We start from the raw sequence: 26445 nt of genomic DNA, 5'->3' as shown, positions 1-26445 counted from the left end.
GGGGAACTCCGCCCGGCTATCCGGAAAGCCGCCGGGCGGCGAGCAACTCCCCGGCCGCGACGCGTGCGGCCCGGTCGGCGGTAAAGAGATCTTCCTCGCACGGGTCGTCCTCTACGCCGACCCGCTCCATCGCGCGGGCGATCACCCGCGGAATCTCCTGGAAGCGGATCTCGCCGGCGAGAAAGGACTCCACCGCAGTCTCGTTGGCGGCGTTCATAACCGCCGGAGCCGTCCCTCCCCGCCGCGCGGCGCCGTAGGCGATGGCGAGACAGGGGAAACGGTCCGTGTCGGGCCGCTCGAAAGTGAGCGCCCCGACGGCGGACAAATCGAAACGGTTCTCCACCGGGGGTCTCCACGGATAAGATAATGCATAACGGATCGGATGTCTCATATCCGTTTCACCCAGCTGGGCGACGTAGGATCCGTCCACGAACTCCACCAACGAATGGATCACGCTTTGGGGGTGGATCACCACCTCGATCCGGTCGGGGCCGTAACCGAAGAGATGCATCGCCTCGATCACCTCGAGCCCCTTGTTCATGAGCGTCGCCGAGTCGATGGTGATCTTCCTCCCCATCTTCCAGGTGGGATGTGCGAGGGCGTCCTCCACGGTGACCTTGTCCAGCGCTTCGGCGGTGAGATCGCGAAAAGGGCCGCCGGACGCGGTGAGCACCAGGCGCCTCACCTCCCCGGGCCGGCGTCCCTCCAGGCACTGATGGAGCGCCCCGTGCTCGCTGTCGATGGGGAGTATTTCCGTTCCGGTCCGCCGCGCCTTCTCCATCACCACCGCTCCTCCGGCGACGAGACTCTCCTTGTTGGCGAGACAGATCCTCTCGACTCGCCCGAGCGCCTCCAGAGTGGGCCGCAGGCCGGCGGCGCCGACCACCGCGTTCACCAAGATCTCCGCGTCCACGGCGGCGAGAATCTCCGCGGGCGCGCCCTCTCCGCCGATCACCCGGGGACCTCCCGGTCCGATCCGCGCGGCGAGTCTCCCGGCCGCCTCCCGATCGGCCAGGGCGACGATCTCCGGACGGCAGGCCGCGATCTGCTCCTCCAGCGCGCCGCCGTTCCCTCGCGCGGCGAGTGCGACGATCCGGAAACGGTCCGGCATCTCTCCGACGACGCGAATGGTGTTCCTTCCGATCGATCCGGTCGAGCCGAGAAGGATGACGCGCCGACGTTCCATCTCACACCCCCCGGAAGAGGACGAAACGAAGGTAAGCCCACACAACCGGCGCGGCGAAGAAGAGGCCGTCGAATCGATCGAGCACGCCGCCGTGTCCGGGGATGAATCCGGCCGAATCCTTTACCTCCGCCGCTCTCTTAAGGGACGACTCGATCAGGTCCCCCGCCTGAGAGAGGATGCCGACGAGAATTCCCACCGCCGCCGCCTCGACCACCCCCATCTCGGGGATCCATGCCGCCCGGGAGACGAATGCGCCGCCGACGGCGAAAAGGATCCCGCCGATCGATCCCTCCACCGTTTTTTTCGGGCTGATCGACGGCGCCAGCGGCGTCCGGCCGAACGTCATCCCGGTCAAATAGGCGCCTGTATCGGAGCCCCAGGCGGTGAGAAAGAGAAGGAACACGAATGCGGCCCCCCTCTCATAACCGCCCGCGCCCACGGTACGGGGAAGCTCCCGGATCAGCAGGAGGAATCCGGGCAACCCCGCGGCGTAGAAGAGCGCGAAAAGGGCGCCCCCCGCGCGGGCGAAGGGATCTCCGCGCCTGGAGAGGACGAGGGAGACGAGGAGGAGCAGAAAGAAGAGGGCCAGAAAGAGGAGCACCGCGCCGAGTCTTCCCCGGTAGAGGAGAAGGATCAGCCCCTCCGCCGCGAGGCACCCGAGCGGGAGCAACGGACGGAGGGACGCGCGGCCGAGAAGACGATAGGTTTCCCAGGTGGCGATAAGAGCGAGGGCGCTCACCAGGAGAAGAAAGGGGAGGGATCCGACGCGCGTGATGAACACGAAGGGCGGAAGAAAGAGCACGCCCGAGAGGAAGCGGACCGCGAGCCTTCCGCGCCCCCTACGCTTTCTCTCCGACGGAGCCGACCCCGCCGAAACGGCGTTCCCGTTCTTGGTATTCCCGGATGGCACGGTAAAGATGCTCCGCTCGGAAATCGGGCCAAAGAACCGGGGCGAACACGAGTTCGGCATAGGCGATCTGCCAGAGATAAAAATTCGAGATTCTACGCTCGCCGCTCGTCCGAATCAGGAGGTCCGGGTCGGGGAACTCGGCGGTGTAGAGTCGCCGCCGGAACGCCTCGGCGTCGATCCGTTCCGGGTCGATCCGTCCCTCCCGCGCTTCACGGGCAAGCGCCCGGGCGGCGTCGACGATCTCCGCCTGCCCGCCGTAGGAGAGGGCGAGGATCAGGTCCAGGCCGTCGTTCCCCGCGAGGGCATCGATCGCGCCGCGCAAAGCTCCTCGAACCGATTCGGGCAGATCGCCGGTCCGGCCGACGGTGTGGAGGCGGACCCCGTTTCGGTTCAACTCGGGAACCTCGGCGGGAAGGGTCTCCTCGAGGAGAACCATGAGCGCCTCCACCTCTTCACGGGGACGGGACCAGTTCTCCACGGAGAAGGTGAAGAGGGAGAGAACCTTCACGCCGACCGCGCCCGCCCCGCGCACCACGGAACGAACCGATTCCACGGCGGCGTGATGGCCCGCGATCCGTGGAAGGCCCCGCCGCTCCGCCCATCGTCCGTTGCCGTCCATGATCACGGCGACGTGGCGGGGAACGCTTCCCCGGGCGATTATTTCCTCCTGCAAGGATTCTTCCTTGGCGTCCCGATCCGTCAAAGATATTTCCCCCGCCCGGCGTCCACGGAGGCCTTAGACCTCCATGACCTCCTTCTCCTTGGCGGCCACCATGCCGTCGATTTCCTCTATGTACTTGTCGGTTATTTCCTGGATCCGTTCCAACATGCGTTTCGAGTCGTCCTCGGTGACCTGGCCTTCCTTTTCGGAGCGCTTGATCTTCTCGTTCGCGTCGCGACGGATGTTCCGGACCGCCACCTTTCCGCTCTCCCCCAGCTTGCGGACCATCTTCGCCAGTTCCTTGCGGCGCTCTTCGGTGAGGGAGGGGATGGGAATACGGATCACGTTTCCGTCGTTGGACGGATTGAGGCCGAGGGAAGACTTGAGGATCGCCTTTTCCATCTCGCCGAGGGCGGATTTGTCAAAGGGCTGCACTACGAGCAGACGGGGCTCCGGGGCGGCCACGTTGGCGAGTTGGCGAAGCGGTGTCTGCGTCCCGTAATAGTCCACTTTCACCGGATCGAGCAGTCCCGGATTCGCCTTCCCGGTGCGAATCCCCGCCAGCTCCCGGGCGAGACTGTCCCCCGCCTTGCGCATCCGGTCTTCCGTTTCCGCAATGAGCTTCTCGGGCATTCAGATCGCCTCCTTCACGGTGGTGCCCACCTCTTCTCCCCGTATCACGCGGACGAGGTTATCTTCCTTCATGTTGAAGACGACGATCGGAATCCGGTTCTCCATGCAGAGCGCCACGGCGGTGGAATCCATCACGCCCAGGCCCCGTCCGATCACGTCCTTGTAGCCGATCGTTCGAATGAACTCCGCCCCGGGGTCTTTTTCCGGGTCGGCGCTGAACACGCCGTCCACCCGGGTCGCCTTGAGCAGAACGTCCGCGCCGAGTTCGGCGCCCCGGAGGGCGGCGGCGGTGTCGGTGGTGAAGAAGGGGTTGCCGGTTCCTCCGGCGAGAAGGAGAACGCGGTCTTTCTCGAGATGGCGGATCGCGCGGCGGCGCACGAAACGCTCCGCGGCTCCCTCGAGCGGGACGGCGGTCATGACCCGGGTGGGAACGTCCCGCCTTTCGAGCATGTCTTGGAGCGCGAGGGCGTTGATGATCGTGGCGAGCATCCCCATCTGGTCCGCCGTCACCCGGTCCATCCCCTCGGCGACGCCCCTGAGGCCGCGATAGAGGTTGCCGCCGCCGATCACCACGCCGAGTTGTACGCTCATGTCGTGCACGCGAGCGATCTCGCCCGCCACGCGGCTCAACGTTTCCGGGTCGATGCCGGCCTCTTTCGGTCCCGAGAGAAACTCGCCGGATAACTTGAGCAGCACCCGCCGGTATTGGCCGCTCATGGGACCTCCTCTACGCTTCGCCCAGCTCGAAACGAACGAAGCGCCGAACACGGATGTTCTCGCCGATCTTGGCGCGCACTTCGTCGACCACGTCCCCCACGGTCAGTTTCGGTTCCTTCACGTAGGGTTGTTCGAGAAGAACCTGCTCGGCGAAAAACTTCTCCAGCCTCCCTTCGATGATCTTCTGGATCACCGCGGCGGGCTTGCCCGTCGCCTCGGCCTGGGCCTGGAAGATCTCTTTCTCTTTCGCCGTCGTCTCTTCCGAGATCTCCTCGCGGCGCACCGCGATCGGCGAGGCGGCGGCGATGTGCATCGCCACGTTCTTCACCATCTCCTGAAATTCGGCGTTCCGGGCGACGAAATCGGTCTCGCAGTTCACTTCGATCAGAACGCCCACCCGATTGCCCGGGTGGATGTAGGCGTAAACGAGACCTTCCTTGGCCTCACGTCCCTCCCGCTTGGCCGCGGCGGCGACTCCGTGCTTGCGAAGCCAATCGACCGCCTTGTCCGAGTCTCCGTTGCACTCCTGAAGGGCCTTCTTGCAGTCCATCATCCCCGCGCCGGTCCTCTCGCGAAGGGCCTTTACCTGTTGCGCGTTGATTTCCATGTTCGTACCTCTCTCTTCCCGCCCGGGCATTCTCCGGCCCGGGTGTTCTTGCGATGCCGCGGGGAAAACTAGGACTCCGTCTCGGCCTCGGCGACCGCCTCCGCCTTTTCGGCGGAATCGTCCCCGCCCACCGCTTCGCCCGGCCGATCCTTGTCGACCTGCTGGCGGGCTTCCAAGACCGTGTCCGACACGAGCCGCGTAATCAGGCGGATCGAACGGATGGCGTCGTCGTTGCCTGGGATGGGATAATTGATGAGGTCGGGGTCGGAGTTGGTGTCCACCACGCCCACCACCGGGATGCCGAGGCGATTCGCCTCCTTGACCGCCAGGTGTTCCTTCTTGGTGTCCACCACGAAGACGAGGCCGGGTAGGCCGCGCATCTCCACGACGCCCTTCAGCACCTTCTCGAGTTTTTGGGCGCGCTTCTCCATGTGAAGCGCCTCTTTCTTCGAAAAGAGGCTGAACTTTCCCTCTTCACGCATCCGGATCAGATCCTCGTAGTAGTCGGCGCGTTTCCGGATGGTCTGGAAGTTGGTGAGCATGCCGCCGAACCAGCGCTCGTTCACATAGTACATGGAGCAACGGTTCGCCTCGTCGGCGATCACGTCCTTCGCCTGCCGCTTGGTGCCGACGAAGAGGACGGAACGGCCGCCCCGCACGACCTTCTCGACGACACGGCGAGCCGCTTCGATGCAGCCGAGAGTCTTCTGCATGTCGAGGATGTAAATGCCGTTTCGTTCGATGAAAATGTAGGGCTTCATCTTGGGGTTCCATCGGCTCGTCTGATGGCCGAAATGCACCCCAGCGTCCAGCAGGTCTTTCAGTTCGATCTTGGCCAAGGTTTCGCCTTCCTGTGATTCGGTTTGGTGCCTCCCCCGCCGTCCTCTCCCGGGCCACCCCCGATGGGGGAACCGTCCACGGAATCGGGCGGGGTGCGATTTTCAGTCGAAGCGATTCGGATCAACGCTTCGAGAACTGGAAACGTTTGCGAGCGCCGGAAAGGCCGTATTTCTTCCGTTCCGTCGCGCGCGGGTCTCTGGTCAACAGCCCGTTCGCGCGGAGCGGCTTCCGGAGCGACTCGTCGTAATGGAGAAGGGCGCGCGCGACGCCGAGACGGATCGCCCCGGCCTGACCGGTCAACCCGCCCCCGCGCACGTAGGCGACCATGTCGAAACGCGCTTCTCCCGCCGTCTCGAAAGGCTCCTCCAGAACGCGATGCAACACCGGACGCGGGAAGTAGTCCTTCAACTCGCGGCCGTTCACGATCCGCTTTCCGCTGCCGGGAACCAGTTGGACCCGCGCCACAGCGGTTTTCCGCCGTCCCGTGGCGGAGAATGCCGTTCTCTGAACCACGCTTTCGATTACCTCCTCGTCTCGATCCGGATTTCTTCGGGCGTCTGCGCGGCGTGCGGATGCTCCGATCCGGTGTAGACTCGCAGCTTGCGCAGTAGCCGCCGCCCCAGACGGTTCTTCGGCAGCATGCCGCGCACCGCGTGGGTGATGATATACTCGGGCCTCTCTGCCCGCCTCCGGGCGATCGGCACCTGTCGGGCGCCGCCGTGGTAGCCGGAGTGGCTATGGTAGTACTTCTGCTCCGCCTTGCTCCCGGTGAGACGCACCTTGTCGGCGTTCACCACGATCACGTGTTCCCCCACGTCTTCGTAGGGCGTGAAGAGGGGCGAGTGTTTCCCTCGAAGGCGGGTTGCGACCACCGACGCTACGCGACCAAGCGCTTGGTCTCCCGCGTCGACCACGACCCAACGCCGGGGCACGTCCCCTCGGCGGAACATCTTCGTTCTCAAGGTCTTCTCCCTCCTGTTCATCATCACGGCCCCCAAGGGACCGCATCAGGCACGAATCTTATAGTTTACGGTAAGTCGCTCCGTTGTCAACGGAAAAGCCGTCTTTTCCGGGGGTTTCAACCGCCGCCGAGCGCCTCCTCGATCGACCGCCCATAAGGTGGCAGGAGGATCCCCTTCTCGGTGATAAAACCCGACACCAAATCGGCCGGAGTGCGGTCGAAAGCGGGGTTCCAGACCTCCACCCCCTCCGGGGCGGTTCGGACCGTTCGGAAACCGGTCACTTCCTCGCCCGGACGTTCCTCGATCGGGATCGAATCCCCATCGGGAGCGGCGAGGTCGAAAGTGGAGGAGGGAGCAGCGACATAGAAGGGGACGCCGTGGCGCTCCGCCGCCGCCGCGACGCCGTAAGTTCCTATTTTATTGGCGAAATCGCCATTCCGAGCGATCCGGTCCGCGCCGGTGATCACCAGGTCCACCCCCCCCGTGGCGATCAGGAAAGGGGCCGCCCCGTCGCAGAGAAGAGTGACCGGGATCCCCGACTCACGTAGCTCCCAGGCGGTGAGGCGCGCCCCCTGCAGAAGAGGGCGGGTCTCGTCGGCGAAGACGCGGAACCTCTTCCCCCTCTCCCAGGCGAGGTAGAGGGGCGCGAGAGCGGTTCCTATCCCCGCCGTGGCGAGGGCGCCGGCATTGCAGTGGGTGAGGATCCTCCCTCCCTCCGGCACCAACGGCTCCCCCGCCTCTCCGATGCCTCGGCATAACTCCTTGTCTTCGTTTTCGATAGCCTGTGCCTCCCGCAGGAGGACGGCGTGGAGCTTCTCGATATCCGTCTCCGGCGATCGGGAAACGGCCTCCCCGCAGCGATGGAGTGCCCAATCGAGGTTCACCGCCGTCGGGCGCACGCGAGCGATTCGCCCGCGGAGATTCGCCGCCGCCTCCAGAAAGGCGACGCGATCCGGAGGCGCCTCCCTCCGGAGAGCGAGGGCGAGGGCATAGGCGCCCATCACGCCTATCGCGGGCGCCCCGCGCACGCGTAGGGAGAGGATCGCCTCCTCGGCTTCCTCGAGTGTACGGCAGACACGATACTCGACCCTTTCGGGCAGAAGGGTCTGATCGAGAATTCGTATCCCCTCCGCGGTCCAGGCGACGGTCTCCGGCGTGCGCACCTTCACTCCCCCCGCACCTGGACGATCACTTCCCTCGTCCTCGGCCGGTTGTCGAAATCGCAAAGCACGATCTGCTGCCACGTTCCGAGAAGAAGCTCCCCCCCCGCGAAAGGTATGGTGAGCGAGGGGCCGATCCAGGCGGCGCGTACGTGTGAGTAGCCGTTTCCGTCTCCCCAGGCCTCGTCGTGGTCGTAGGGAATCCCGCGCGGGACGGCCCGTTCCATCGCTTCCCGAAGATCGTTCACGACCCCGGGCTCGAACTCGATGGTGGTCACGCCGGCCGTCGATCCGGGGGCGAAGACCGTGATCGCGCCCTCCCGGAGACCGCTCGCCTCCAACGCTTCCCGAACGTCGCCGGTCAGATCGAGGATGTCGTCCCCCCCCGTCGTCCGGCGGTCGATCCGCGAGGTTCGCACAGTCATTCCCTCTCTCCTCCACCGGTCCGCCCCATCCCCAGTAGCGTCCGGAACACGGCGCGGGTCCGGACGAGAGGAAGACCGACCACGTTGGCGTAACACCCATCGATCCTCTCCACGAGAAGCGCCCCCCGCCCTTGGATTCCGTAGGCGCCCGCCTTGTCGAAAGGTTCGCCCGTGGAAACGTAAGCGGCGACCTCCTCCGGCCCCAGTTCCCGGAAGAGGACCCTTGTCTCTTCCACACCGGTCTCGTCGACCCCCCGCGCGCGGTCGACGATACAGACACCGGTCACCACCCGGTGCCAGCGGCCGCTTAAGGCGAGAAGCATCCTCGCCGCCTCCTTCGGATCCGCCGGCTTGCCGAAGCACCCGCCCTCCCCGGCGACGAGCGTGTCCGCCGCCAGAAGAAACCGGGGCCCCCCTTCGGGACGAGCGGCGAGCGCTTTCTCCCGAGCGAGCCGGACCGCCTCACGCTCCGGAGGCGCTCCCGATGGGGTTTCGTCGCCGTGCGAGGGAGGGATCACGACAAAGGAGACCCCCGCCTGCCGGAGAAGCGCCGCCCGGCGGGGCGACGAGGACACCAGACCGAGCGGCTCCCCGGCGCGCGGCCAGAGAGGATCCGGCGTCGCTTCCTTTCGTTCTTCCATCGTTCAGGTCTCCAGGATAAAGGTGACCGGCCCGTCGTTGACCAGGCGCACATCCATTCGCGCGCCGAAACGGCCGGTCTCGACGCGGGCGCCCAGGCGCCGCATCGTGTCGACGAAGCGTTCGAAGAGCGGCTCCGCCTCCTCGGGACGCGCGGCGTGGGAGAGGGACGGTCGCCGCCCTTTACGGCAGTCCCCGTAGAGGGTGAACTGCGGGACGGCGAGCACCGAACCGCCCGTCTCCAGGACGCCGTTTTCGAAATGCCCCCCTTCGTCGGGAAAGACGCGGAGGCGAAGACATTTCTCCGCCATTTTGTCGACGCGTTCCGGCGTGTCGTCACCGCCGATGGCGCCGAGAAGGAGTATTCCCCGCCCGATTGCGCCCACGGCGGCGCCGTCGACGGTCACCGAAGCCTCGGATACTCTCTGCAGCACCACACGCATCCCACGCCTCCTTCCCCCGCCGACGCGGGGACCCGATCACGCCGTTCCGCCCGGACGGAAGCGCCCGACCGCCGGACATCCGGATGGAACGGGAGAGAAACGGAATGGGGGTCGGCCCGGTTCGATCGAGCCGGATCCGAAGCGGAGATTAGGGATTCCGCGCGGGGATGTCAATGCGGACGCCGGCCGCGGTTCAGGCGCCCCCGACGGGGGTCGATTCCAGAAGGGTGCGCGCGCGGGCGAGAACACGGATCGGAGAGAAAGGTTTGGTGATGTAGTCGTCGGCGCCGGCGGCGAAGCCCGCTTCCCGGTCCGACTCCCTGCCGAGGGCGGTGAGAAGAACGACGCGTACCTCGCGAAGGGCGGGATCCTCTCGGATCGCCCGGCAGACCTGGAGACCGTCCCCGCCGGGGAGCATGATGTCGAGGAAAACGAGGGCGGGGGGATCGGAGCGGATCATCGCCAGCGCCTCGTCTCCCCTTTCGGCGGTCCGGACGGTGTACCCCTCCCGCCGGAAGATTCGGAGAAGCGACTGCGCGATAAACGGCTCGTCATCCACGATGAGGATCGAGCCCGATCCCGGCCTCGGCCCGGCGGCGCGTTCGTTCACGTCAGTCTCCCACAAAGAGGGCGTGTTGCGCCCAGGAACCGGAGAGATCGATGGCGACCTCCCTCGCTGTGCGGGTGTTCACGGCGAGGCGGAACACCTTCGAGTAACGGATGCCGATCGACGAAGGCTTCCCGCCGGCCAGGATGCGAAGGGCGATCTCCGCACCGAGCGCTCCGATGGCGCGGTAGTCCGGCAGAAGCGCCGCCTGCGCCCCGCGCTCCACGTATTTCTTGGAGGGCGCGATCACCGGTACGCGCCGCTCCAAGCTCCTCTTGAGAACGTAATCCACCGCCTCAGAAGCGAGGGTGGTCCGGTCGGGGAGGAGCCACCAGCCGTCCACGTCGTTCTCCCCCTCCCGATAGGCGCGAAGCGTTTCGCTCAGATCCTTCACGGGGAAAGGGACGATCCGGAGGCCGATCGCCTCCGCTTCGGCGCGCGCCTTTTCGAGCACATGTTCGGTGTTCCCCGGATCGTAGACGACGCCGAGCCGCTTCAGTTCGGGGAAGAGGCGGCGGACGGTTCGCATTTGCAGCGCCGGATCGATCCGAATGCTCGCCCCCGCCACGTTGCCGGGAAGCGCTTCCCCGTAATCGAGAACAAGCACGAACACGATGGGGATCCGGTCGGTCGCGCCGACGGCGGCGCGGTAGGCGTTCGTGCCGAGGGCGAGAATCAGATCGGGCTCGCGTTCCACCAGATCCCGCATGACCCCGTCCTCCTCCCCGTCGACCCGGGAGAGATCCACCTTCCAGTAGTTGGCGGGGCAAACCTCGGCGAATCCCTCGTATGCGAGAACGTAGGGCTCGGTGTCGCCCGAAAAGAGCGCGGCGATCTCCGTCCCCCCGGCCGCGCCGGAGAGAATGAGAAGCGCCGCCGCCGCGAGGGCCGCCGGGCGCGGGTCGATTCGGATGCGGTCGACGATCATTCCTCTCCTCGCGTCAGAATCGAACCCGGAGACGCAGGTTGGTTCTCCGGCCGAAGGAGTCCCCGCCCGGATACTCCCGATAACGGTGGTCGAAAAGATTCTGCACGGCACATTCCAAAACGACATGATCCACGCCGAGGGCGTAGCGAACAACCGCATCGGCCACGGACCAAGCCGGAAGGTCGCCCCCCCCGCTTTTCAGGAAGGAGGCGCGGGACTGGTACCGTCCGGCGAAGGAGAGCGTCCAACGGACCGCCGGCTTCGCGGTCAAGCGCGCCGTCACCTTGTGCCGGGACACCCACCAGAACTCCTCCGGGAGTCCCTCGTCCTCTTCGTAGGCGACATAGCCGTATCCGACCGTCGTCTCCAGCCGGCGGCTCCACCGCGCGCGCAGGGAAGCCTCGCCGCCGTTCACGTTCACGCGGTAAAGATTCCGGTAGGTAAGCGTCTTCGGCAATACGCCTCCGGGTAGGCCGTAGGGAGCCGCTTCCTGCTCGCCGTAGTAGTCGCTGGGGCCGAAGTTGACCCTGTCCCTCTCCTCGTTGCGGAATCCCTCCACGCGAAGAAGGGCGAAGCGGGTGATTTCCAGGCCCAAAGCGATCTCGTAGGTGCGCACCCGCTCCGGTTTCAGGTCCCGGTTACCGACGGCGTCCGCCGGCAGGGGGAGGATCTCCCCCGCGTGATTCTTTACGGGGACGTCTTCGATGTAGAGATAGTTGTCGATAAAGGTGGGATTCCGGTAGGCCTCGCCGGCGGTGAGCCGGAGATAGCTCCGTCCCTCGAAATGGTGGATCCAGCTCGCTCGCGGAGAGAACTGATAATCCGTGTGGGGATGATGGTCGACCCGGCCGCCGATCGTGACGTCCTCTCTCTCTCGGAAGGTCCGCTCCACCTGTGCGTAGACCCCGAAAAGGGTTTGGTCGTGCCACTCATCCAGAAAGTCGGAGCGCACGGCGTGATAGCGGACCGAACCGCCCACCAGGCCGACGGTCCCTCCGGCGGAGGTCCCCATCACCTGCCCCTCGAGGCTGTAGGTGTTCTGCAGAAGCTCTCGGTCGTCCGGGTTCCCCTCCGCGTCCAGGAGATCCCGGTTGCGCGTTTCCGCTTCGCTGTGGTTCCAATAGGCGCGGAGAAACGCCCCCGGCGTCTCCAGCGCGGCGCTCCCGAAGAGGGATGTATTGTCCCGGAGCATGTCGCCGATCCCGGATTCCACGCGCCCATTCCCGTCCGTCCCGCCGGCGGCCAGGGTGAAGGTGGAACGATCCCAAAGGCTCCGTGTGAGCGCCAGATTCCCCCGGAAGGACTCCGGCTCGGGAACGCCGGGCTCGCCGGCGTCATCGCCCAGGGAACCCTCCCGCTTCCAGAGGAAGGTTCCTTTGTAGTCGAAATGGTCCCCCGCGCGCCCCGCGCGGATCACGGCGCCCTCCCGGCGATCGCTTTCCACGCCGGTCCGCGCGGAAAGGGTCGTGCCCGCCAGCTCGCGGGGAGATTTCGTTATGATGTGAATCACACCGCTGTAGGCGTTGGCGCCGTACACCGCCGAGCCGGGACCGCGAACGACTTCGATCTGCTTGATCTCCTCGAGGGCGACGGGAAGCATCTCCCAGAGAACGACGCCGAAGAAATCCTCGTACACCGATCGGCCGTCGATCATGACGAGAAGCTTGTTCGCCAGCGTCCGGTTGTACCCGCGCGCGCCGACATTCACGTCGGTGGCGGTGACGGCGGCCACCTCCAGCCCCGGGATCTCGCGGAGCAGATCCGCCAGGTTCTGCGCGCCGGAGGCCTCGATTTCCTCCTCGGTGATCACCGTCACCGACGCGGGCGCCTGTGACACGGTGAGGCTGTGGCGGGCGGGTGTAACCACCCGCTCCTCTTCGCCGAAAAGAAGATCCTCCTCACCGCCGACGCCGGCGGCGATGACCCCTCCTCCCCACCAGGGGATGAGCAGACAGACGCTCAGAACGGCGGTCCGCCGCCCGATTTTCTCTCCCATGGATGTCCTCGTTTCGTTCCGGAGAATCGGCGGCCGCCCGCCCTTCAGCGCTCCCCCGCCGGTTCGGGGAGGTTTTTAACCAACACCACTTCCGTTCCGGGGGGATCGGAGACGACGAAACGTATTCCGTCGGTGAGTCGCTTCATGAGGTAGACGCCGTAACCGCCTTCGTGGGGAAGATCCAGATCGGGGGCCGCGTCGGGATCGATGGGCACGGCGTTCCCGCAGTCCCGGACGCGGATCAAGGCCCTCCCGCCCGACACTTCTCCCGTGAGCACCACCACGCCGTCGGGGCGGCGTCCGTACGCGTGCACCACGCAGTTGGTGAACGCCTCTCCGACGGCGATCCGCATGTCGTTCGTCGCGTCCTCGCTCAGGCCCCAGGAGGCGCAGACATCGGCCACCCAGCGCCGCACCTGGCGGAGATACTTGAGATCACTATGGACCTGAAGGCGTTCCAATGCCGTTTCTCCGTTCGGTCACACCGCGCAGAAATGGGCGAGCGCGTCTTCTCGATCCGGACAGATGTCGAACACCCTGTTCAGCCGGGTCAGCTCCAGCAGCTTCAGGACCTCCCGCGTCGGGCCGGCCAGGCGGACGTCGCCGCCGGACCTCCTGGCCGCCTTCATCAGCTTGACGAAAGCGCCGAGCCCCGAGCTGTCCACGTAACGGAGCCCCGACAGATCGAGAACGATCCGCTTTTCCTCCCGACACTCGCCCCGATCGAAAAAGGCGAGGAGGTCCGTCACGTTCTCCGCGTCCACCTCGCCGCGGAGCGTCACCACCAGGACGTCGTCCCTCTTTTCACTTCCGATTTGCATGAATCCCTCCGCACCTGCCGGTCCGCCGGCCCGGTTCCCGTCCGGTCCTTCCTACCGAGTATCGGAAAAGAGGGCGATGGGGTTAAGGATCCAGGAAAAGAAGGGCGAGATTCCTCCCGCGGCGTTCCGGGGCGGCCCGGTGACTGTGGAATCTCCCGGGATCGCAGGCGGTGCAGGGGGGGCGGGGCCCGACGCGTTCCGGACCGACGCCCGCCTCTTGGAAGAGGGCGAGGGCGGTGGCGTAGAGGTCGAGAAACGGCTTCCCCGGCCGTCCGGGGCGTGTATGGCCATGGACGCCGAAAGCGGCGGCGACCTCCGGGCCGACCTCGTAGCAGCAGGGTCCCACGGAGGGACCGATCCAGGCGAGGAGACGGTCCGGCGGAACGCCCAGTCCGGCGAGGGCGCGAACCCCCGCGCCCAAAATCCCCGCGGCGAGTCCCCGCCATCCGGCGTGGAGGAGGGCGACCGCTTTCCCTTCCCGATCGGCCAGGTAGACCGGCAGGCAATCGGCAACGCGGATCGCGAGGACGAGGCCGTTGCGATCCGTCGCCCCCCCGTCGGCCACGGTTCCCGAGACGATGCCCCCCGTCCCCGCCTCCGGGTAGATCTCGACACGACGTCCGTGAACCTGCTGAAAGAATACCGCCTCGCCGGGGCGCCCGATTCGCCCGGCCCGGTCGAGGATGGTCTCTCTCTGCTCGAGGTCTCCGGGGGGCGAGTCGAAAGCGCGGCCGAGAAAGAGGTGGCGCACGCGGGGAATCGTATCCAGAAGAGGCGAGCCGATCGCCGTCGGTTCGGGTCTCGTCATGGGTCCCGCCTCAGTGCAGCTCGCGGCGCTCCACGTCGATCACGCCCTTCACCGCGCGGATCGCCTTGATCACCTTATGCAGGTGTTTGAGGCCGGTCACTTCGATCAGGAAAACGCCCTGGGCGTCCGTCTCCTCGGAGAGAACATCCGCGCTCCGGATGTTGGAATGCATCTTCCCGATCACCTTGGCCACGTCGGCGAGGAGACCGGGACGGTCCTCGGCGCGGATCAGGATCTTGACCGGAAAATTCTGCCCTTTCCCCACGTCCCACTCCACCTCGAGGACACGCTCCGGGTCGATCCGGGAGGGGAACACGTTGGGGCAGTCGACGCGGTGAACCGACACGCCCCGTCCCCGGGTGACCACCCCCACGATCCGGTCGCCCGGAAGGGGTTGGCAGCACTTGGCGAAGCGGATCATCAGCTGATCCACGCCATGGATCCGTACCCCCCGCTCGGAGCGGCGCGTCAGATCGATGATCCTCTCCAGGGAGAGAGGCTCCGGCGGTTGCGGTCCCGGCTCCTTCTCGACGAGCTTCACCGCCACCTGGCGTCCGGAAAGGTCGCCGCTTCCGATGGCGGCGAGGACTTGGTCCGGATCGCTCAGCCCGAACTCCTCGACGTGCTCCGCGAGCTTCTTCTCGATGGAGCCCCTGAAGTGCAGCTTGTGCAATTCCCGCTCCAGGATCACCTTGCCGAGCTGCTTCGATTGATGGAAACTCTCCCTCTTCAGCCAGGAGCGGATCTTGCTCCTCGCCCGGGAGGTCTTCACCACGTGGAGCCAGTCGTGGGTAGGGGCGGCGGAATGGGAGGTGATGATTTCCACCGTCTCCCCGTTCCGCAGTTCGTAGCGTAGAGGGACGATCCGGCCGTCCACCTTTGCGCCGGCGCAGTGGAAGCCCACCTCGGTGTGGACCGCGAAGGCGAAATCGAGAGGCGTGGACCCGCGGGGGAGCCTTTTGAGATCCCCCCCGGGCGTGAAGACGAACACCTCGTGATGAAAGAGGTCCTTCTTCAGCAGATCCAGGAACTCTTTGGGATCGGTGAGATCCTTCTGCCAGTCCACGACCTGCCTGAGCCAGGACAACCGCTGATCCAGGTCGTGGTCCGAGGCGCCTCCCTCCTTGTAGCGCCAGTGCGCCGCGATGCCGTACTCGGCGGTCTGATGCATCTTCCGCGTACGGATCTGGAACTCCACCATGCGACCCTCCGGTCCGATCACGGTGGTGTGGAGCGACTGGTACATGTTGCTCTTGGGGGTGGCGATGTAGTCCTTGAAGCGGTCGTGCACCGGCGTATAGAGGGTGTGCACGATACCGAGCACGTGATAACACTCCTGCACGGACCCGACGATCACCCGCAGGGCGAGCAGGTCGTAGATCTCCTCGAGCGGCAGGTTCTGGCCCTTCATCTTGTTGTAGATGCTGTAAAAGTGCTTGGGCCTCCCGACCACTTCCGCCTGGATCCCGTACTGATGGAGCTTCGCCTGGAGGGGTTCCTTGAAATACTCGATCTGTCCCTCACGGGTCTCGCGGGTGTCGGCGATCCGCGCCACCAGCTCACGATAGGCGACCGGCTCCAAATACTTTAGCGATAAATCCTCCAGCTCCCACTTGATCCGGGCGATGCCGAAGCGGTGAGCGAGAGGGGCGTAGATCTCGAGGGTCTCCCGGGAGATTCGCTCGATCTTTTCCGCCGGCAGGTGCTGCAGGGTGCGCATGTTGTGAAGGCGGTCGGCCAGTTTGATCAGGATGACCCGGATGTCCCGAGCCATGGAGAGGAGCATCTTGCGGAAGTTCTCCGCTTGCTCCTTCTCCGGGGAATCGATCCGGATTTCTCCGATCTTGGTGACCGCGTCGACCAGGTGGGCGATCTCCTCGCCGAACTCCTTGCGGATCGCGTCGACGTCGGTGTCTGTGTCCTCCACCACGTCGTGGAGGATCGCCGCGGCGAGGGTGACCGAATCGAGGCGAAGCTCGTCGAGGATGCGCGCCGCCTCGACGACGTGGTGGAGGTGGGGCTCTCCGCTGCGGCGCATCTGTCCGCCGTGTCGTTCCCGGGCGAAACGGAGCGCCCGGTTCAGCAGTTCCCTGTCCAGACCGGGGCGGTTCAGAAAGGCGATTTCCGGCTCGAGAGCGATTTCACGGGTCGACGGTTCTACGCCGTCCGTCCCGGCCGGACCCCCTTCACGTTCAGTTGGAGACGGGTCTCGCCGCCCCATCGATTCTCCTCCAAAGTAAAGGCGAGATCGAGAGCGCCCCACTCGCGCCAGCGGTCGGCCGCTTCATGCCCCACCTGAAAGGCGATCGCGTCCATGAGAAGGCCGTCCCTGCCGGCACGGAACTTCAGGTGATTCCGCCCCACACGCCGGAATCCCTCCGGAGCGGTCACTCCCTGTGCCAAAAAGATCGGCTTCCGGTTCCCCGGACCGAAGGGCCGGAGGACGCCGATCGCCTCAAAAAGGGTCCGGTCGCACTCCTCCAAACCAAGCGCGCCCTCGATCGTGAGACTTCCGGGCGAAGAGACCTCGTCCTCCACCTCGCGAAAAAGGGCGCGAAACCGTTCGCGGAAGGGCTCGATCCGTTCCTCCTCGATGCTGAGACCGGCGGCGAGGGCGTGCCCGCCGTGACGGAGGAGAAGGTCGGAACAACGCTCCAGCGCCTCATGCAGGGGGAACCCGGAGAGGCTTCGCGCCGAACCGCGCCCCACTCCCCCGTCGAGGGCGATCAGCACCGCCGGCCGACCGAACATTTCCTTCAAGCGCGAAGCGACGATGCCGATCACGCCGGGGTGCCAGTCCGGCGAGGCGAGGACGATGGCGCCCGGATCTTTTTCGCCGCCCAGCCGGGCGAGCGCCTCTTGGAGCGTACTCGCGTCTAAAACCTTTCGTTCCTGATTCGCCCGGTCCAGGTCGAAGGCGAGCTGCGCCGCCCGCTCTTCCGATTCGGTGGTGAGCAATTCCAGGGCGACGGCCGGATCGGCGATCCGCCCCGCCGCGTTCAAGCGGGGCGCGAGACCGAAGGCGATGGCGGCGTAGTCGACTTCCCGGCCGGCGAAACCGGCGACGCGGATCAGGTGGCGCAGGCCCGGCTTCTCCGTGCCGCCGAGGCGGGCGAGGCCCTCCCGGACCAGCACTCTGTTTTCGCCGTTCAGAGGAGCCACGTCCGCTACGGTGCCGACGGCGACCAGATCCAGATCCGCCAGCAGGTCGTCCCGCTCTCCGGCGCCCCGAGAGGCGAGGGCGTCCGCCAGCTTCCAGGCGAGCCCCACGCCGACCAGGTTGGGATCGGGGTATTCGCATCCGGCCTGCTTCGGGTCGATCACCGCCAGCGCGTCCGGCAGCTTCTCCTTCGTCTCGTGGTGATCGGTGATGATGCAGTCCAATCCCAGGCCGCGGGCGTAGGCGATCGAGTCGTGACTGGTGACGCCGCTGTCCACGGTGATGAGCAGGCGGACCCCCGCGCCGGCAAGATCCTCCACGGCGGCGCGGGAGAGGCCGTACCCTTCGTTCAGCCTGTGGGGAAGGCGGCAGACCGGCGGGCGCGCGATCCGCCGGAACACCCGGTCCAACAGCGCGGCGGAGGTAACGCCGTCCACGTCGAAATCGCCGAAGATACCGATCGTCTCGTCTTCTTCGAACGCGCGGAGGATCCTCTCCACCGCCGCCTCCATCCCGGTGAGGAGGAAGGGATCGTGGAGGTGTTCCAAACTCGGGCGCAGGAAACGTTCGCCCCCCTCCGAATCACGGATGCCGCGCCGCCAAAGGAGCCGGGCGATCAGGGGGGGCACGCTCAGCGAGACCGCGAGATCGGCGATCTTCTCCGGCGGCGGTTCGGGGGGAAGGCTCCAGATCGGATTTTGCGTCATCGGGATCGTTGTACTCCGTCACCATTCGGGCGTGCGGCACGGGAGCGGGTCATAAGCCGGGTCCTGTTCGATCCGGCGAACCGGATCGCGACGATCATTCCTCTAGGCCGTGAATTACTCCACGGCTCGAGCGGCCAACCCGAGAATCAAGCGAAGCGGGCAGCTTCTCTTCTCCTATGCGGCCTTGCTCCGGATGGGGTTTACCGAGCCGCCCCCGTCACCGGGGGCGCTGGTGAGCTCTTACCTCACCCTTTCACCCTTGCCGAGACGGATCCCGGCGGTCTGCTTTCTGTGGCACTTTCCTTTAGGATCGCTCCCACTGGGTGTTGTCCAGCATCCTGCCCTTTGGAGCCCGGACTTTCCTCGTACCGGTGATGAACCGGCACGCGACCGTCCGACCCACTCCCGGCCGCACGCCCGAATGTCCTTTTACGCGTTCTTGTTTTCTAGTGTAACACGCTTTTTCCGGCGGGGCCCGCCGATCACCCCGTACCGCCGATTCCGTCTCGTGCGAGGCGATCCGCCTCTTTATTCTCCTCGCGCGGAACGTGTCGCACACGATGCCCCGGGATCCGATCGAGTCTCTCCCGCACCTGCGCGAGGAGCGGGGCGAGCTGGGGGCTCTTGACGCGGTAAAGACCGCTGATCTGTCGCACCACCAACTCGCTGTCCAAAAAGATGTCGGCCTTCCGCGCGCCGAGCCGTACCAGTCGGTCGAGTCCCTCGCGGAGGGCGGCGTACTCCGCCACGTTGTTCGTGGTCACCCCGAGGGGGGTGCTGTAGCTGTCCACGAGCCGCCCCTTCTCGTCGTAGATCACGCCTCCCGCGCCGGAAGGCCCCGGATTGCCGCTGGAGGCGCCGTCGGTGTAGAGACGGAAAGCGCCTTCCCGGGGTGCTTCGCTCTTCTTCCCACGCGCGGCCACGGCGCGGCCCGGCGCTCCCCCGCCCTTTCCCCCTCCGCATTCCTTCTCCAGAAAAGCGCGAAGCCGGCGGATCGCTTCCTCCGGATGAGATTTGCGGAGCCTCTCCCAGACCGAGTCGGTCAAAAGATCCCGCGCGAGACGGGACAGATCCCCCTTCCCCTCCTCTATTCCTTCCACACCAACATCCTCCCGCACCCCTCGCATTGAATCCACTGCTCCATCTTACGGATCTCGATGATCTGCTGGGGAGGGATGGCCCGGTAGCAGACCTCGCATGCGTCCCGCTCCACCCGGGCCAACCCGGGGGGGCCCTTGAGACGAACGATCCTCTCGTAGCGGGAGAGAATGGACGGCTCCACGCGCCCGGCCAGCCTTTCCCGCTCCTCTCCGGTCGTGATGAGAAGGGAGTCGATCTCTTTCTCCTCTCGCGCACTCTCTTCGATCGTCTCCGCGAGGGCGGACTCCAACGCATCGAGCTCGGCATCGAGCCGTTTCTTTTCCTTTTTCAGCTCCGGGATTTGCTCCATGAGTGGGAGGATCCTGTCGCCGATCGAGTCGTTCGCCGCCTGCAACGCTTCCTTCTCGGCCTGGGCGGCCTTCAGCTCGCGGTCGTTCTTGGCCGTCCCTTCCCGGTCCAGACATCGCTTGATCTTCTCGTCATTCGACCGGAGCTCCTTGTCCGCCGCGGCCTGATCGAGTTCCGCCTTGCGGATCTCCTTCTCCTTCGCGCCGCGCGCTTCCCTTGTACGGTTTCGAGCCCTTTCGGCGGCGGCGACCCTCTCCGGAAGTTCCTTCCTGTCTTTGCAGAGCTGGTCGAGCCGCAGGTCGAGCGACTGCAAACGGAGCAGTTTTTCCACCTCGTCCTTCATCTCTCTCCGTTTCCGCCTAGCCCCGAGGCCGGGGCGTATACGAAAAGCCCTCCATGCCGCATGGAGGGAAGAGCGGCCCCTCTCTCCGCCGCCGCGGTGGATGGGGCGTGGTGGGCGATACTGGATTTGAACCAGTGACCTCCCGCGTGTGAGGCGGGCGCTCTAAACCGCTGAGCTAATCGCCCATTCATGTTTCAAGAGTACCGGCGCTTCTCCCCGGTCTTTCGCCGATCCCTGGTGGGCCCACTAGGACTCGAACCTAGGACCTGCTGATTATGAGTCAGTTGCTCTAACCGACTGAGCTATGGGCCCGCTTTGACCTGGATTATCCACAAACTTCCTGCTGCGGGACCGGCTCGCGGCCTGCTCGGCACGCGATTCAATCCTTCGCGACGAAACATCGTGCACAATCCAGGTCAGGGCAGCTCCACGTATCCTTTCAGCTTCCGGCTTCTGCTCGGATGGCGAAGCTTCCGGAGCGCCTTCGCCTCGATCTGACGGACACGCTCCCGGGTGACGTTAAAGATGCTCCCCACCTCTTCCAATGTGCGCGGACAGCCGTCCCCGAGCCCGAACCGAAGGCGGATCACCTTCTCCTCCCGCTTCGTGAGCGTGCTGAGCACGTGGCCCATCTGCTCCTGCAACATCACGAAGGCCGCGGAGTTGGCCGGTGATACGACCTTGGTGTCTTCGATGAAGTCGCCGAGGTTCGAATCCTCGTCCTCACCGATCGGTCGGTCCAGGGAGATCGGCTCCTGGGCCGCCTTCAGCACCGACTTGATTTTGTCCACCGGGAGGTCGAGTTTCTGGGCGATTTCCTCCGGCGTCGGCTCCCGTCCGTATTCTTGGACGAGGCGACGGGAGGTGCGGATCACTTTGTTGATCGCTTCGATCATGTGGACCGGCACGCGGATCGTGCGCGCCTGGTCCGCGATCGCGCGGGTGATCGCCTGCCGGATCCACCAGGTGGCGTAAGTACTGAATTTATACCCTTTTCGGTAGTCGAATTTGTCGACGGCCCTCATTAGACCACTGTTGCCTTCTTGTATCAAGTCCAAAAACTCGAGCCCGCGGTTGGTGTAGCGCTTGGCGATGGAGATCACGAGCCGGACGTTCGCCTCGATCATTTCCCGCTTCGCTTCCGCGGTGATCCGCTCTCCTTCGTCGATCCGATGCAGCACGTCGCGCAACTTGTCCCGCGTCAGCCGATGCTCCACTTCCATGCGCCGGATACGACGCTGCGCGTTCCGGATCTCCTTGGACGCCTCGGCCAGATCCTCGGCGGAGGTCCCCACCTGCGCCTCGATCTGGCGGACGGTGCGCCGGGCCGAACCGGCGGCTTTGCGGGCGAGCGAGAGAAGCTCCGCGGGATCCACTTCGAAGGGACGGCAACGGCAGCGGATCTCCGCCTCCGTGGCGTCGAGCTGCAGTCCCAGATCACGGACACGGAGGACCATCTGCTCCACCTGGCGCGGATGAAGCGTGATCTTGTTCAGTTCCTCCTGCCGCTTCTTCAGGAGCGTCTGCCACTCCTTCTCCTTCTTCTTTTCGCGCGGGGGCTCGCCGCAACGCTTCCCTTCGATCGTTTCGATCTTCTCGGTCAGCTTGAGGATTTTCTGGATGGTCCGAACCGTTTTCAGCTGTTCCTTTCGATTCGAATAGTACGGACCCCAATTCCCTTGGTCGAACTGGATAAAATCCTCGAGACGCGCCTTCGGATCCTCCAGTTTTTTCACGATCTCCCGGAGTTCCGCATAGGTGGTGGAGGACTCGAACAGGGTCAGTTCCACCTGTTTCTGTCCCGATTCGATCCTCTTGGCGATCTTGACTTCCCCCTCGCGATCCAAAAGAGGAACGCGGCCCATCTCCCGGAGGTACATCCGTACCGGATCGTCGTAACGGACCGCCGAGGAAGGGGTCGCCGCTTCCTTCGTCTTCTGCTTCGCCGCGGTCTGGGTCGCCTTGCGGCGCAATCCCTCCTCCACCGTGTCCACCACGTCGATCTTCATCTTGCCGAAGGTGGCATAGAGGTCGTCCATCTCCTCCAAGGAAGCGTCTTCATCCAGGTAGTCGTTTACCTGGTCGTGGGTGATGTATCCCTGATGGAGGGCCAGATCCTTCAACTGCGCCAGCTTCCCTTCGGAAGTCTTCTTCTTCATCGCGTCGGCTCACTCCTTTCGGGTGCGTTCCTATCCGCGACCGCGTCGGTCCCGCGGAGGGCGACCGCGATTCGCCGTTTCTGCTCGGCGAGTCGGCGCCGCTCGGTCAGGAGCATCGCGCAGGCGTCATGATCATTTCTCGCTTCCGCGTCCCGTAATTCTTTTTCCAGCTCGCGGACCCGTTTATCGATCCTCTCCTGGCGGACGCAGGCGATGTAATCCTGCAATGTGGGTACCGGATCCTCCCCTTCGCCGGACTCGACGCGCATTCGGGAAAAATCCCGGTCCACGCCGGTGCGGGTCAGAAGCGAGGGAACCGGCGGCTCTCCCCTCTCGGCGAGGTCGTAGAGCGCCTTCAACAACTTTCGGGCGGGAAGGTCTTCCACCCCTTCCGGGTCCACGGCCCGCCGGATCACCGGGAGCAGATCCGGGTGTTCGAAGCCGAGATAGGCGATGCCCCTCTCCGCCTCCAGCACCCGTTTCTTGCGAACCGGCGAAAGGCGCACGGCCTCCGCCGAGGGATCGCGGCTCTCGGAGCGGCTGCGGCGAACCGCACGATAAAGAACGTCCTCGTTCAAACCGGATAGGCGCGCCGCTTCCTGGAGGAGAAGGCCGAGCCGGATCTCGTCCCTTACCGCCGCCAGCACCTGGACGATCGCGCGCACGCCTCCCTCCCTGTCACCGGCGTATGCTCGTTCGAGGAGGAAGGGGATCACAGGAGTCGCCCCGTTTATGCGCTCCCGAAGCGCCTCCACCCCCTCGCGGCGGAGGAAATCGTCCGGGTCGGAGCCGGCGGGAAGCTCGGCCACCGCCGGCTGCAGCCCCTCGGCGGAAAGTGTTTCCAGCGAACGGAGCGCCGCGCGCGCCCCCGCCTCGTCGCCGTCGAAAAGAAGCACCGCTCTGTCCGCGTAGTTGCGAAGCAAACGGGCTTGCTCGGGGGTGAAAGCGGTGCCGAGCGGGGCGACCGTGTTCTTCACGCCGCCGCGCCAGAGGGAGATCAGATCGGTGTACCCTTCCACGAGAACCGCCGTCCCCTCGCCCCGGATCTCGCCGCGCGTCGTCCAAAGTCCGAAGAGCCCCTCACCCTTCCGGAAAAGCTCCGTCTCCGGCGAATTGAGATACTTCGGCTCCCCATCGCCCAAGATGCGGCCGCCGAAGCCGATCACCCGCCCGCCCACGTTGCGGATCGGGAAGACGAGGCGGTTCCGGAAACGGTCATAGGGCGTTCCCCCCTCCTTGGGAACGGCGAGACCGGCGCGCACCAGGTCCTCATCGCTCCACCCCTTCCGGACCGCGCCGTCTCGAAGGCCGCGCCAGCCGTCCGGGGCGAAGCCGAAGCCGAAACGCTCCTCCGTCTCCTCGTCGAAACCGCGGCTCCGCGCGTACTCCCGCGCGCGCTTCCCCCGTTCCCCCTTGTAAAGGGAACGGAAGGCGCCGGCGGCGAAATCGAGAAGCGCGTAAAGCCTCTCTCTCTTCTCCCTCGCCCTCGGGTCCCCCCGTTCGGGGAGGCGGACACCGGCGCGTTGGGCCAGCGTCCGGAGCGCCTCCGGAAAGGCCACCCCCTCGATCTCCATGAGGAAGCGGAACACGTCCCCCCCTTTGCCGCAGCCGAAACAGTGAAAAGACTGCCGCTCCGGGTTCACCATGAAGGAGGGCGTCTTCTCCTTGTGAAAGGGGCATAGACCCTTGAAGCTCCTGCCCGCCTTGCGGAGGCGGACGTAGGCGCCGACCACGCCGACGATGTCGCTCGCCGCGCGAACCTCCTCCACAAGGTCCCTTCCCTCTCCGCTCTCCATCATGTGTGAATCTCCGCCGTCGAAAACCCGCCGTTCCCCCCCAACTCGTGGGAGAGAACACGCGGGTCCTCCGTCAGCATCCGCGTGATCTCCCGCCGGAGCGTTCCGGTTCCGATCCCGTGCACGATCCGGACCCGGGGCACGCCGGAGAGGAAGGCGTCGTCCAAGAACTTATCCGTCGCGTCCCGGGCCTCGTCCGCGGTCATTCCCCGCAGATCCAGCTCCAGACGGGGCTCCGGTCTGGGCGTCTCGAGGGAAGGGCGGATCGCCTGCTTCTTCCCCGTCGCCTCGGTCGGCTCGAGATCGGCGAGCGCCACCTCGAGGCGGATGCCGCCGGTCTCGACGAACACCTTCCCCTCCCGGTTCCCCATGCCGACGACCCGGCCCACCCGATCCATGGTTCGCACATGAACGTTTTGTCCCACGGCGATCGGTTTCGGCGCCGCTTCCGCGACGCCGGGTTCGCCCCGCGCGTCGTCGACGAGACGTTTGGTCTCCTCCAGAGCGTCGTGCGCCCCCCGCACCGCCTCCCGGTCCGCTCCGCCGCTCCTGAGATCCCGCACGATTCGCTCCACCCGCGCTCGGGTCTCGTCCAGAAGACGATCCGCCTCCTCCAGGACCCGCCGCCGAACGGAGCGCTCCTCTTCACCCAGTTTCTTCTCCCGCTCCTCTACTTCGCGGAGGGTCCTGTCCAATCGCTCCCGGTCCTCGGCGGCGCGGCGCTCCCGCGCGTCCAAATCCCTCCCCCGCGCGCGCAGATCCGTGATCAGGCTCTCCATCTCCGACTCGCCGCAGGCCATCCCTTCCCGGGCGCGCGCCACCACGCGTTCCGGGAGACCGAGCCGGGCGGCGATCTCGATGGCGTGGCTCGTTCCCGGCAGCCCCACCTCCAAACGGTAGGTGGGACGGAGTTTCTCCCGGTCGAAAGCCATGGAGGCGTTCTCCATCCCCTCCCGGTCGTGGACGAACACCTTGAGCGCGCCCAGATGCGTGGTGACCAGCGAAGTAGCCCCGCGTTCGTGCAGTTCCTCCAGGAGGGCTTGGGCGAGCGCGGCCCCCTCGGTGGGGTCGGTGCCGGAGCCCAGTTCATCGAGCAGGACGAGCGTGTTCTCCCCCGCGCCGTTCACGATCAGGACCATCTGCCGCAAATGCGCGGCGAAGCTGGAGAGGCTGTTCTCGATCGATTGCTCGTCGCCGATGTCGCCGAACACGCGGTCGAAGTAACGGATCCGGGTCCCCTCGCCGGAGGGGAGCGCGAGTCCCGCTTGGGCCATCACCGTGAAGAGGCCGAGCGTTTTCAGCGCCACCGTTTTCCCGCCCGTGTTCGGACCGGTGAGAACGAGGGTGCGGCACTCCTCGGGATACTCCAGATCGAGAGGGACCAGTTCCTCTCTCCGCCCGTCCGCATCGAGGGAAAGCTCGAGGAGTGGATGCCTCCCCTGGATGATCCGTATCCGCCCCCCCTTCCCGATGTCGGGGATGCGCGATTCCGTCGCGCGCGCCAGCAGCCCCTTCCCCTGCAGCAGGTCGACCTGCGCCAGGATCGTCGCGTTGGACGAGAAGAGGGACGCGTTCTCCCGCACCCGATCGGTCAGGTCCTTCCGGATCCTTCGGATCTCCCGCTCCTCCTCCCGCCGGAGTCGCGCGAGGAGGTTGTTCCTCTCCACCGTCTCCATCGGTTCGATGAACACGGTCTGTCCCGTGCCGGAATGGTCGTGGACGATTCCTTCTATCTTCCGCTTCGCCCCTTCTTTTACGGGTAAGACGTACCGGCCGTTTCGGAGGGTGATCAGATCCTCCTGCAGGATGTGGTCCGCCGATTTCGCCTTGAGGCGCCTCTCCAGAATGCGCAGCACCTCCCGGCGGATCTGCTCCGTCTCCTCGCGGATCGCCGCCAGTTCCGGGCTGGCGTGATCGGTCACGACCCCTTCCTCGTCCACCGCCCGCGCGATCCGCATTTGCACGTCGGTGAGAGGATCCAACCCTCCGGTGAGCGCGGCGAGCTTGGGGCACGCACCGCTCCTCTTGCGGAAGAAACGCTCCACGTCATCGGCCACGCGAGCGGCGCGGAGCAGCAGGAGCAATTCCTTCGGCTCCAGCGCGGACCCCTCCACGGCGGATCTCTGCAGGAGCGGCTCCACCACGCCGGTTTCTTCGATCGGAACGTGTCCCTCCCGTTCGAGCAGGCCGATCATCTCATCCAGCTTGGCGTGCGCTTCCCGCACCTGATCGAGGGACGCGAGGGGGGCGAGGCGAGAGGCGAGCCGCCGGCCCGGTTCGGAGACGCATCTCCCCCCAACCAGATCGACGATCCGGACGAATTCGAGGACTTCCAACGTGTGCGGATACATAGGGTAAAGACTCGCCCCCGGGGTTGCACGACGGACCCGCGTTCAAACGCTCGACTGTCTACCGTGGATCGCTTATGCCGGACGGAGATTCGTTAGGCGCCGACCGTATAGGGGGATCGCCTCATATTTTCGGGGCA

26 protein-coding genes, 2 tRNA genes and 1 other RNA gene are annotated in these 26445 nt (G+C 65.6%); all 29 read right to left on the bottom strand.

Annotated elements, in window-relative coordinates; translation table 11 throughout:
• Positions 1-16: 16 nt before the first annotated feature.
• Positions 17-1186 carry a 1-deoxy-D-xylulose-5-phosphate reductoisomerase gene (locus JW958_10950; protein MBN1826771.1) on the bottom strand — a complete coding sequence of 390 codons (1170 nt, stop codon included), beginning with the start codon at positions 1184-1186 and terminating at the stop codon, positions 17-19.
• Between the two features lies 1 nt (position 1187).
• Positions 1188-2096 carry a phosphatidate cytidylyltransferase gene (locus JW958_10945; protein ID MBN1826770.1) on the bottom strand — a complete coding sequence of 303 codons (909 nt, stop codon included), beginning with the start codon at positions 2094-2096 and terminating at the stop codon, positions 1188-1190.
• Positions 2026-2769, bottom strand: a complete 744-nt coding sequence (locus JW958_10940) for an isoprenyl transferase (GenBank protein MBN1826769.1) — start codon at positions 2767-2769, stop codon at positions 2026-2028. Before JW958_10940 ends, JW958_10945 begins: the two co-directional genes overlap by 71 nt.
• Positions 2770-2832: 63 nt before the next feature.
• Positions 2833-3390 carry a ribosome recycling factor gene (gene frr, locus JW958_10935; protein ID MBN1826768.1) on the bottom strand — a complete coding sequence of 186 codons (558 nt, stop codon included), beginning with the start codon at positions 3388-3390 and terminating at the stop codon, positions 2833-2835.
• A complete protein-coding gene (locus JW958_10930; protein ID MBN1826767.1) occupies positions 3391-4107 on the bottom strand; it encodes a UMP kinase in 717 nt (238 codons plus the stop codon). It abuts the gene before it with no gap.
• Positions 4108-4117: 10 nt separating this feature from the next.
• On the bottom strand, positions 4118-4714 hold the full coding sequence (tsf, locus tag JW958_10925; GenBank protein MBN1826766.1) for a translation elongation factor Ts: 597 nt from the start codon (positions 4712-4714) through the stop codon (positions 4118-4120).
• A 68-nt stretch (positions 4715-4782) separates the two neighbouring features.
• Complete coding sequence (rpsB, locus tag JW958_10920; GenBank protein MBN1826765.1) at positions 4783-5553, bottom strand: 30S ribosomal protein S2; 771 nt, start codon at positions 5551-5553, stop codon at positions 4783-4785.
• 121 nt (positions 5554-5674) lie between these two features.
• Entirely contained in the window at positions 5675-6067 is a 393-nt protein-coding gene (gene rpsI / locus JW958_10915; protein ID MBN1826764.1) for a 30S ribosomal protein S9, read from the bottom strand.
• Positions 6068-6075: 8 nt separating this feature from the next.
• On the bottom strand, positions 6076-6516 hold the full coding sequence (gene rplM / locus JW958_10910; GenBank protein ID MBN1826763.1) for a 50S ribosomal protein L13: 441 nt from the start codon (positions 6514-6516) through the stop codon (positions 6076-6078).
• Between the two features lie 116 nt (positions 6517-6632).
• The gene (mtnA, locus tag JW958_10905) at positions 6633-7679 is read right to left on the bottom strand and encodes an S-methyl-5-thioribose-1-phosphate isomerase (GenBank protein ID MBN1826762.1); all 1047 of its coding nucleotides are present in this window, start codon (positions 7677-7679) and stop codon (positions 6633-6635) included.
• Positions 7680-7681: 2 nt separating this feature from the next.
• Complete coding sequence (locus JW958_10900) at positions 7682-8101, bottom strand: YjbQ family protein (GenBank protein ID MBN1826761.1); 420 nt, start codon at positions 8099-8101, stop codon at positions 7682-7684.
• The gene (maf, locus tag JW958_10895; protein MBN1826760.1) at positions 8098-8742 is read right to left on the bottom strand and encodes a septum formation protein Maf; all 645 of its coding nucleotides are present in this window, start codon (positions 8740-8742) and stop codon (positions 8098-8100) included. Before maf ends, JW958_10900 begins: the two co-directional genes overlap by 4 nt.
• A 3-nt stretch (positions 8743-8745) precedes the next feature.
• The gene (locus JW958_10890) at positions 8746-9183 is read right to left on the bottom strand and encodes a D-tyrosyl-tRNA(Tyr) deacylase (GenBank protein ID MBN1826759.1); all 438 of its coding nucleotides are present in this window, start codon (positions 9181-9183) and stop codon (positions 8746-8748) included.
• A 193-nt stretch (positions 9184-9376) separates the two neighbouring features.
• Positions 9377-9751 (bottom strand): response regulator, encoded by a 375-nt coding sequence (locus JW958_10885; protein ID MBN1826758.1) that lies wholly within the window; start codon positions 9749-9751, stop codon positions 9377-9379.
• A 43-nt stretch (positions 9752-9794) separates the two neighbouring features.
• On the bottom strand, positions 9795-10718 hold the full coding sequence (locus JW958_10880) for an ABC transporter substrate-binding protein (GenBank protein ID MBN1826757.1): 924 nt from the start codon (positions 10716-10718) through the stop codon (positions 9795-9797).
• A gap of 13 nt (positions 10719-10731) precedes the next feature.
• Positions 10732-12714: a TonB-dependent receptor gene (locus tag JW958_10875; protein ID MBN1826756.1), complete on the bottom strand. Its 1983-nt coding sequence runs from the start codon at positions 12712-12714 to the stop codon at positions 10732-10734.
• A 44-nt stretch (positions 12715-12758) separates the two neighbouring features.
• Complete coding sequence (locus JW958_10870; protein MBN1826755.1) at positions 12759-13175, bottom strand: ATP-binding protein; 417 nt, start codon at positions 13173-13175, stop codon at positions 12759-12761.
• Positions 13176-13193: 18 nt separating this feature from the next.
• On the bottom strand, positions 13194-13535 hold the full coding sequence (locus JW958_10865) for an STAS domain-containing protein (protein ID MBN1826754.1): 342 nt from the start codon (positions 13533-13535) through the stop codon (positions 13194-13196).
• Positions 13536-13617: 82 nt separating this feature from the next.
• On the bottom strand, positions 13618-14343 hold the full coding sequence (locus JW958_10860) for a polyphenol oxidase family protein (GenBank protein MBN1826753.1): 726 nt from the start codon (positions 14341-14343) through the stop codon (positions 13618-13620).
• Between the two features lie 10 nt (positions 14344-14353).
• Positions 14354-16564, bottom strand: coding sequence for a bifunctional (p)ppGpp synthetase/guanosine-3',5'-bis(diphosphate) 3'-pyrophosphohydrolase (locus JW958_10855; GenBank protein MBN1826752.1), 2211 nt, complete (start codon positions 16562-16564; stop codon positions 14354-14356).
• Positions 16501-18210, bottom strand: coding sequence for a single-stranded-DNA-specific exonuclease RecJ (gene recJ, locus JW958_10850; protein ID MBN1826751.1), 1710 nt, complete (start codon positions 18208-18210; stop codon positions 16501-16503). Before recJ ends, JW958_10855 begins: the two co-directional genes overlap by 64 nt.
• Positions 18211-18247: 37 nt before the next feature.
• Positions 18248-18616, bottom strand: an RNA gene (gene rnpB / locus JW958_10845) — RNase P RNA component class A.
• A 76-nt stretch (positions 18617-18692) separates the two neighbouring features.
• Positions 18693-19337 carry a ribonuclease HI family protein gene (locus JW958_10840; GenBank protein ID MBN1826750.1) on the bottom strand — a complete coding sequence of 215 codons (645 nt, stop codon included), beginning with the start codon at positions 19335-19337 and terminating at the stop codon, positions 18693-18695.
• The gene (locus JW958_10835; protein ID MBN1826749.1) at positions 19298-20002 is read right to left on the bottom strand and encodes a hypothetical protein; all 705 of its coding nucleotides are present in this window, start codon (positions 20000-20002) and stop codon (positions 19298-19300) included. The genes JW958_10840 and JW958_10835 overlap by 40 nt, the downstream gene beginning before the upstream one ends.
• A gap of 108 nt (positions 20003-20110) precedes the next feature.
• A tRNA-Val gene (locus JW958_10830) sits at positions 20111-20187 on the bottom strand.
• A gap of 50 nt (positions 20188-20237) precedes the next feature.
• Positions 20238-20314 (bottom strand) — tRNA-Ile (locus tag JW958_10825).
• A 104-nt stretch (positions 20315-20418) separates the two neighbouring features.
• Positions 20419-22161 (bottom strand): RNA polymerase sigma factor RpoD, encoded by a 1743-nt coding sequence (rpoD, locus tag JW958_10820; GenBank protein ID MBN1826748.1) that lies wholly within the window; start codon positions 22159-22161, stop codon positions 20419-20421.
• The gene (locus JW958_10815; GenBank protein MBN1826747.1) at positions 22158-23960 is read right to left on the bottom strand and encodes a DNA primase; all 1803 of its coding nucleotides are present in this window, start codon (positions 23958-23960) and stop codon (positions 22158-22160) included. The genes rpoD and JW958_10815 overlap by 4 nt, the downstream gene beginning before the upstream one ends.
• Positions 23957-26308, bottom strand: coding sequence for an endonuclease MutS2 (locus JW958_10810; protein ID MBN1826746.1), 2352 nt, complete (start codon positions 26306-26308; stop codon positions 23957-23959). The genes JW958_10815 and JW958_10810 overlap by 4 nt, the downstream gene beginning before the upstream one ends.
• Positions 26309-26445 lie beyond the last annotated feature (137 nt).

The organism is Candidatus Eisenbacteria bacterium (assembly GCA_016930695.1).
In the GTDB taxonomy this organism is placed as follows: domain Bacteria; phylum Orphanbacterota; class Orphanbacteria; order Orphanbacterales; family Orphanbacteraceae; genus JAFGGD01.
Note: the sequence above shows the minus strand (reverse complement) of the source record. Positions and strands in the feature narration are given on the sequence as shown.

Coding starts and splice junctions, on each gene's coding strand:
- JW958_10950 (MBN1826771.1), bottom strand. CDS start 1,186: ATGGAACGTCGGCGCGTCATCCTTCTCGGCTCGACCGGATCGATCGGA.
- frr (MBN1826768.1), bottom strand. CDS start 3,390: ATGCCCGAGAAGCTCATTGCGGAAACGGAAGACCGGATGCGCAAGGCG.
- JW958_10930 (MBN1826767.1), bottom strand. CDS start 4,107: ATGAGCGGCCAATACCGGCGGGTGCTGCTCAAGTTATCCGGCGAGTTT.
- tsf (MBN1826766.1), bottom strand. CDS start 4,714: ATGGAAATCAACGCGCAACAGGTAAAGGCCCTTCGCGAGAGGACCGGC.
- JW958_10900 (MBN1826761.1), bottom strand. CDS start 8,101: ATGACTGTGCGAACCTCGCGGATCGACCGCCGGACGACGGGGGGGGAC.
- maf (MBN1826760.1), bottom strand. CDS start 8,742: ATGGAAGAACGAAAGGAAGCGACGCCGGATCCTCTCTGGCCGCGCGCC.
- JW958_10890 (MBN1826759.1), bottom strand. CDS start 9,183: ATGCGTGTGGTGCTGCAGAGAGTATCCGAGGCTTCGGTGACCGTCGAC.
- JW958_10880 (MBN1826757.1), bottom strand. CDS start 10,718: ATGATCGTCGACCGCATCCGAATCGACCCGCGCCCGGCGGCCCTCGCG.
- JW958_10875 (MBN1826756.1), bottom strand. CDS start 12,714: ATGGGAGAGAAAATCGGGCGGCGGACCGCCGTTCTGAGCGTCTGTCTG.
- JW958_10865 (MBN1826754.1), bottom strand. CDS start 13,535: ATGCAAATCGGAAGTGAAAAGAGGGACGACGTCCTGGTGGTGACGCTC.
- JW958_10860 (MBN1826753.1), bottom strand. CDS start 14,343: ATGACGAGACCCGAACCGACGGCGATCGGCTCGCCTCTTCTGGATACG.
- JW958_10855 (MBN1826752.1), bottom strand. CDS start 16,564: ATGGGGCGGCGAGACCCGTCTCCAACTGAACGTGAAGGGGGTCCGGCC.
- recJ (MBN1826751.1), bottom strand. CDS start 18,210: ATGACGCAAAATCCGATCTGGAGCCTTCCCCCCGAACCGCCGCCGGAG.
- JW958_10840 (MBN1826750.1), bottom strand. CDS start 19,337: ATGCGAGGGGTGCGGGAGGATGTTGGTGTGGAAGGAATAGAGGAGGGG.
- JW958_10835 (MBN1826749.1), bottom strand. CDS start 20,002: ATGAAGGACGAGGTGGAAAAACTGCTCCGTTTGCAGTCGCTCGACCTG.
- rpoD (MBN1826748.1), bottom strand. CDS start 22,161: ATGAAGAAGAAGACTTCCGAAGGGAAGCTGGCGCAGTTGAAGGATCTG.
- JW958_10815 (MBN1826747.1), bottom strand. CDS start 23,960: ATGATGGAGAGCGGAGAGGGAAGGGACCTTGTGGAGGAGGTTCGCGCG.
- JW958_10810 (MBN1826746.1), bottom strand. CDS start 26,308: ATGTATCCGCACACGTTGGAAGTCCTCGAATTCGTCCGGATCGTCGAT.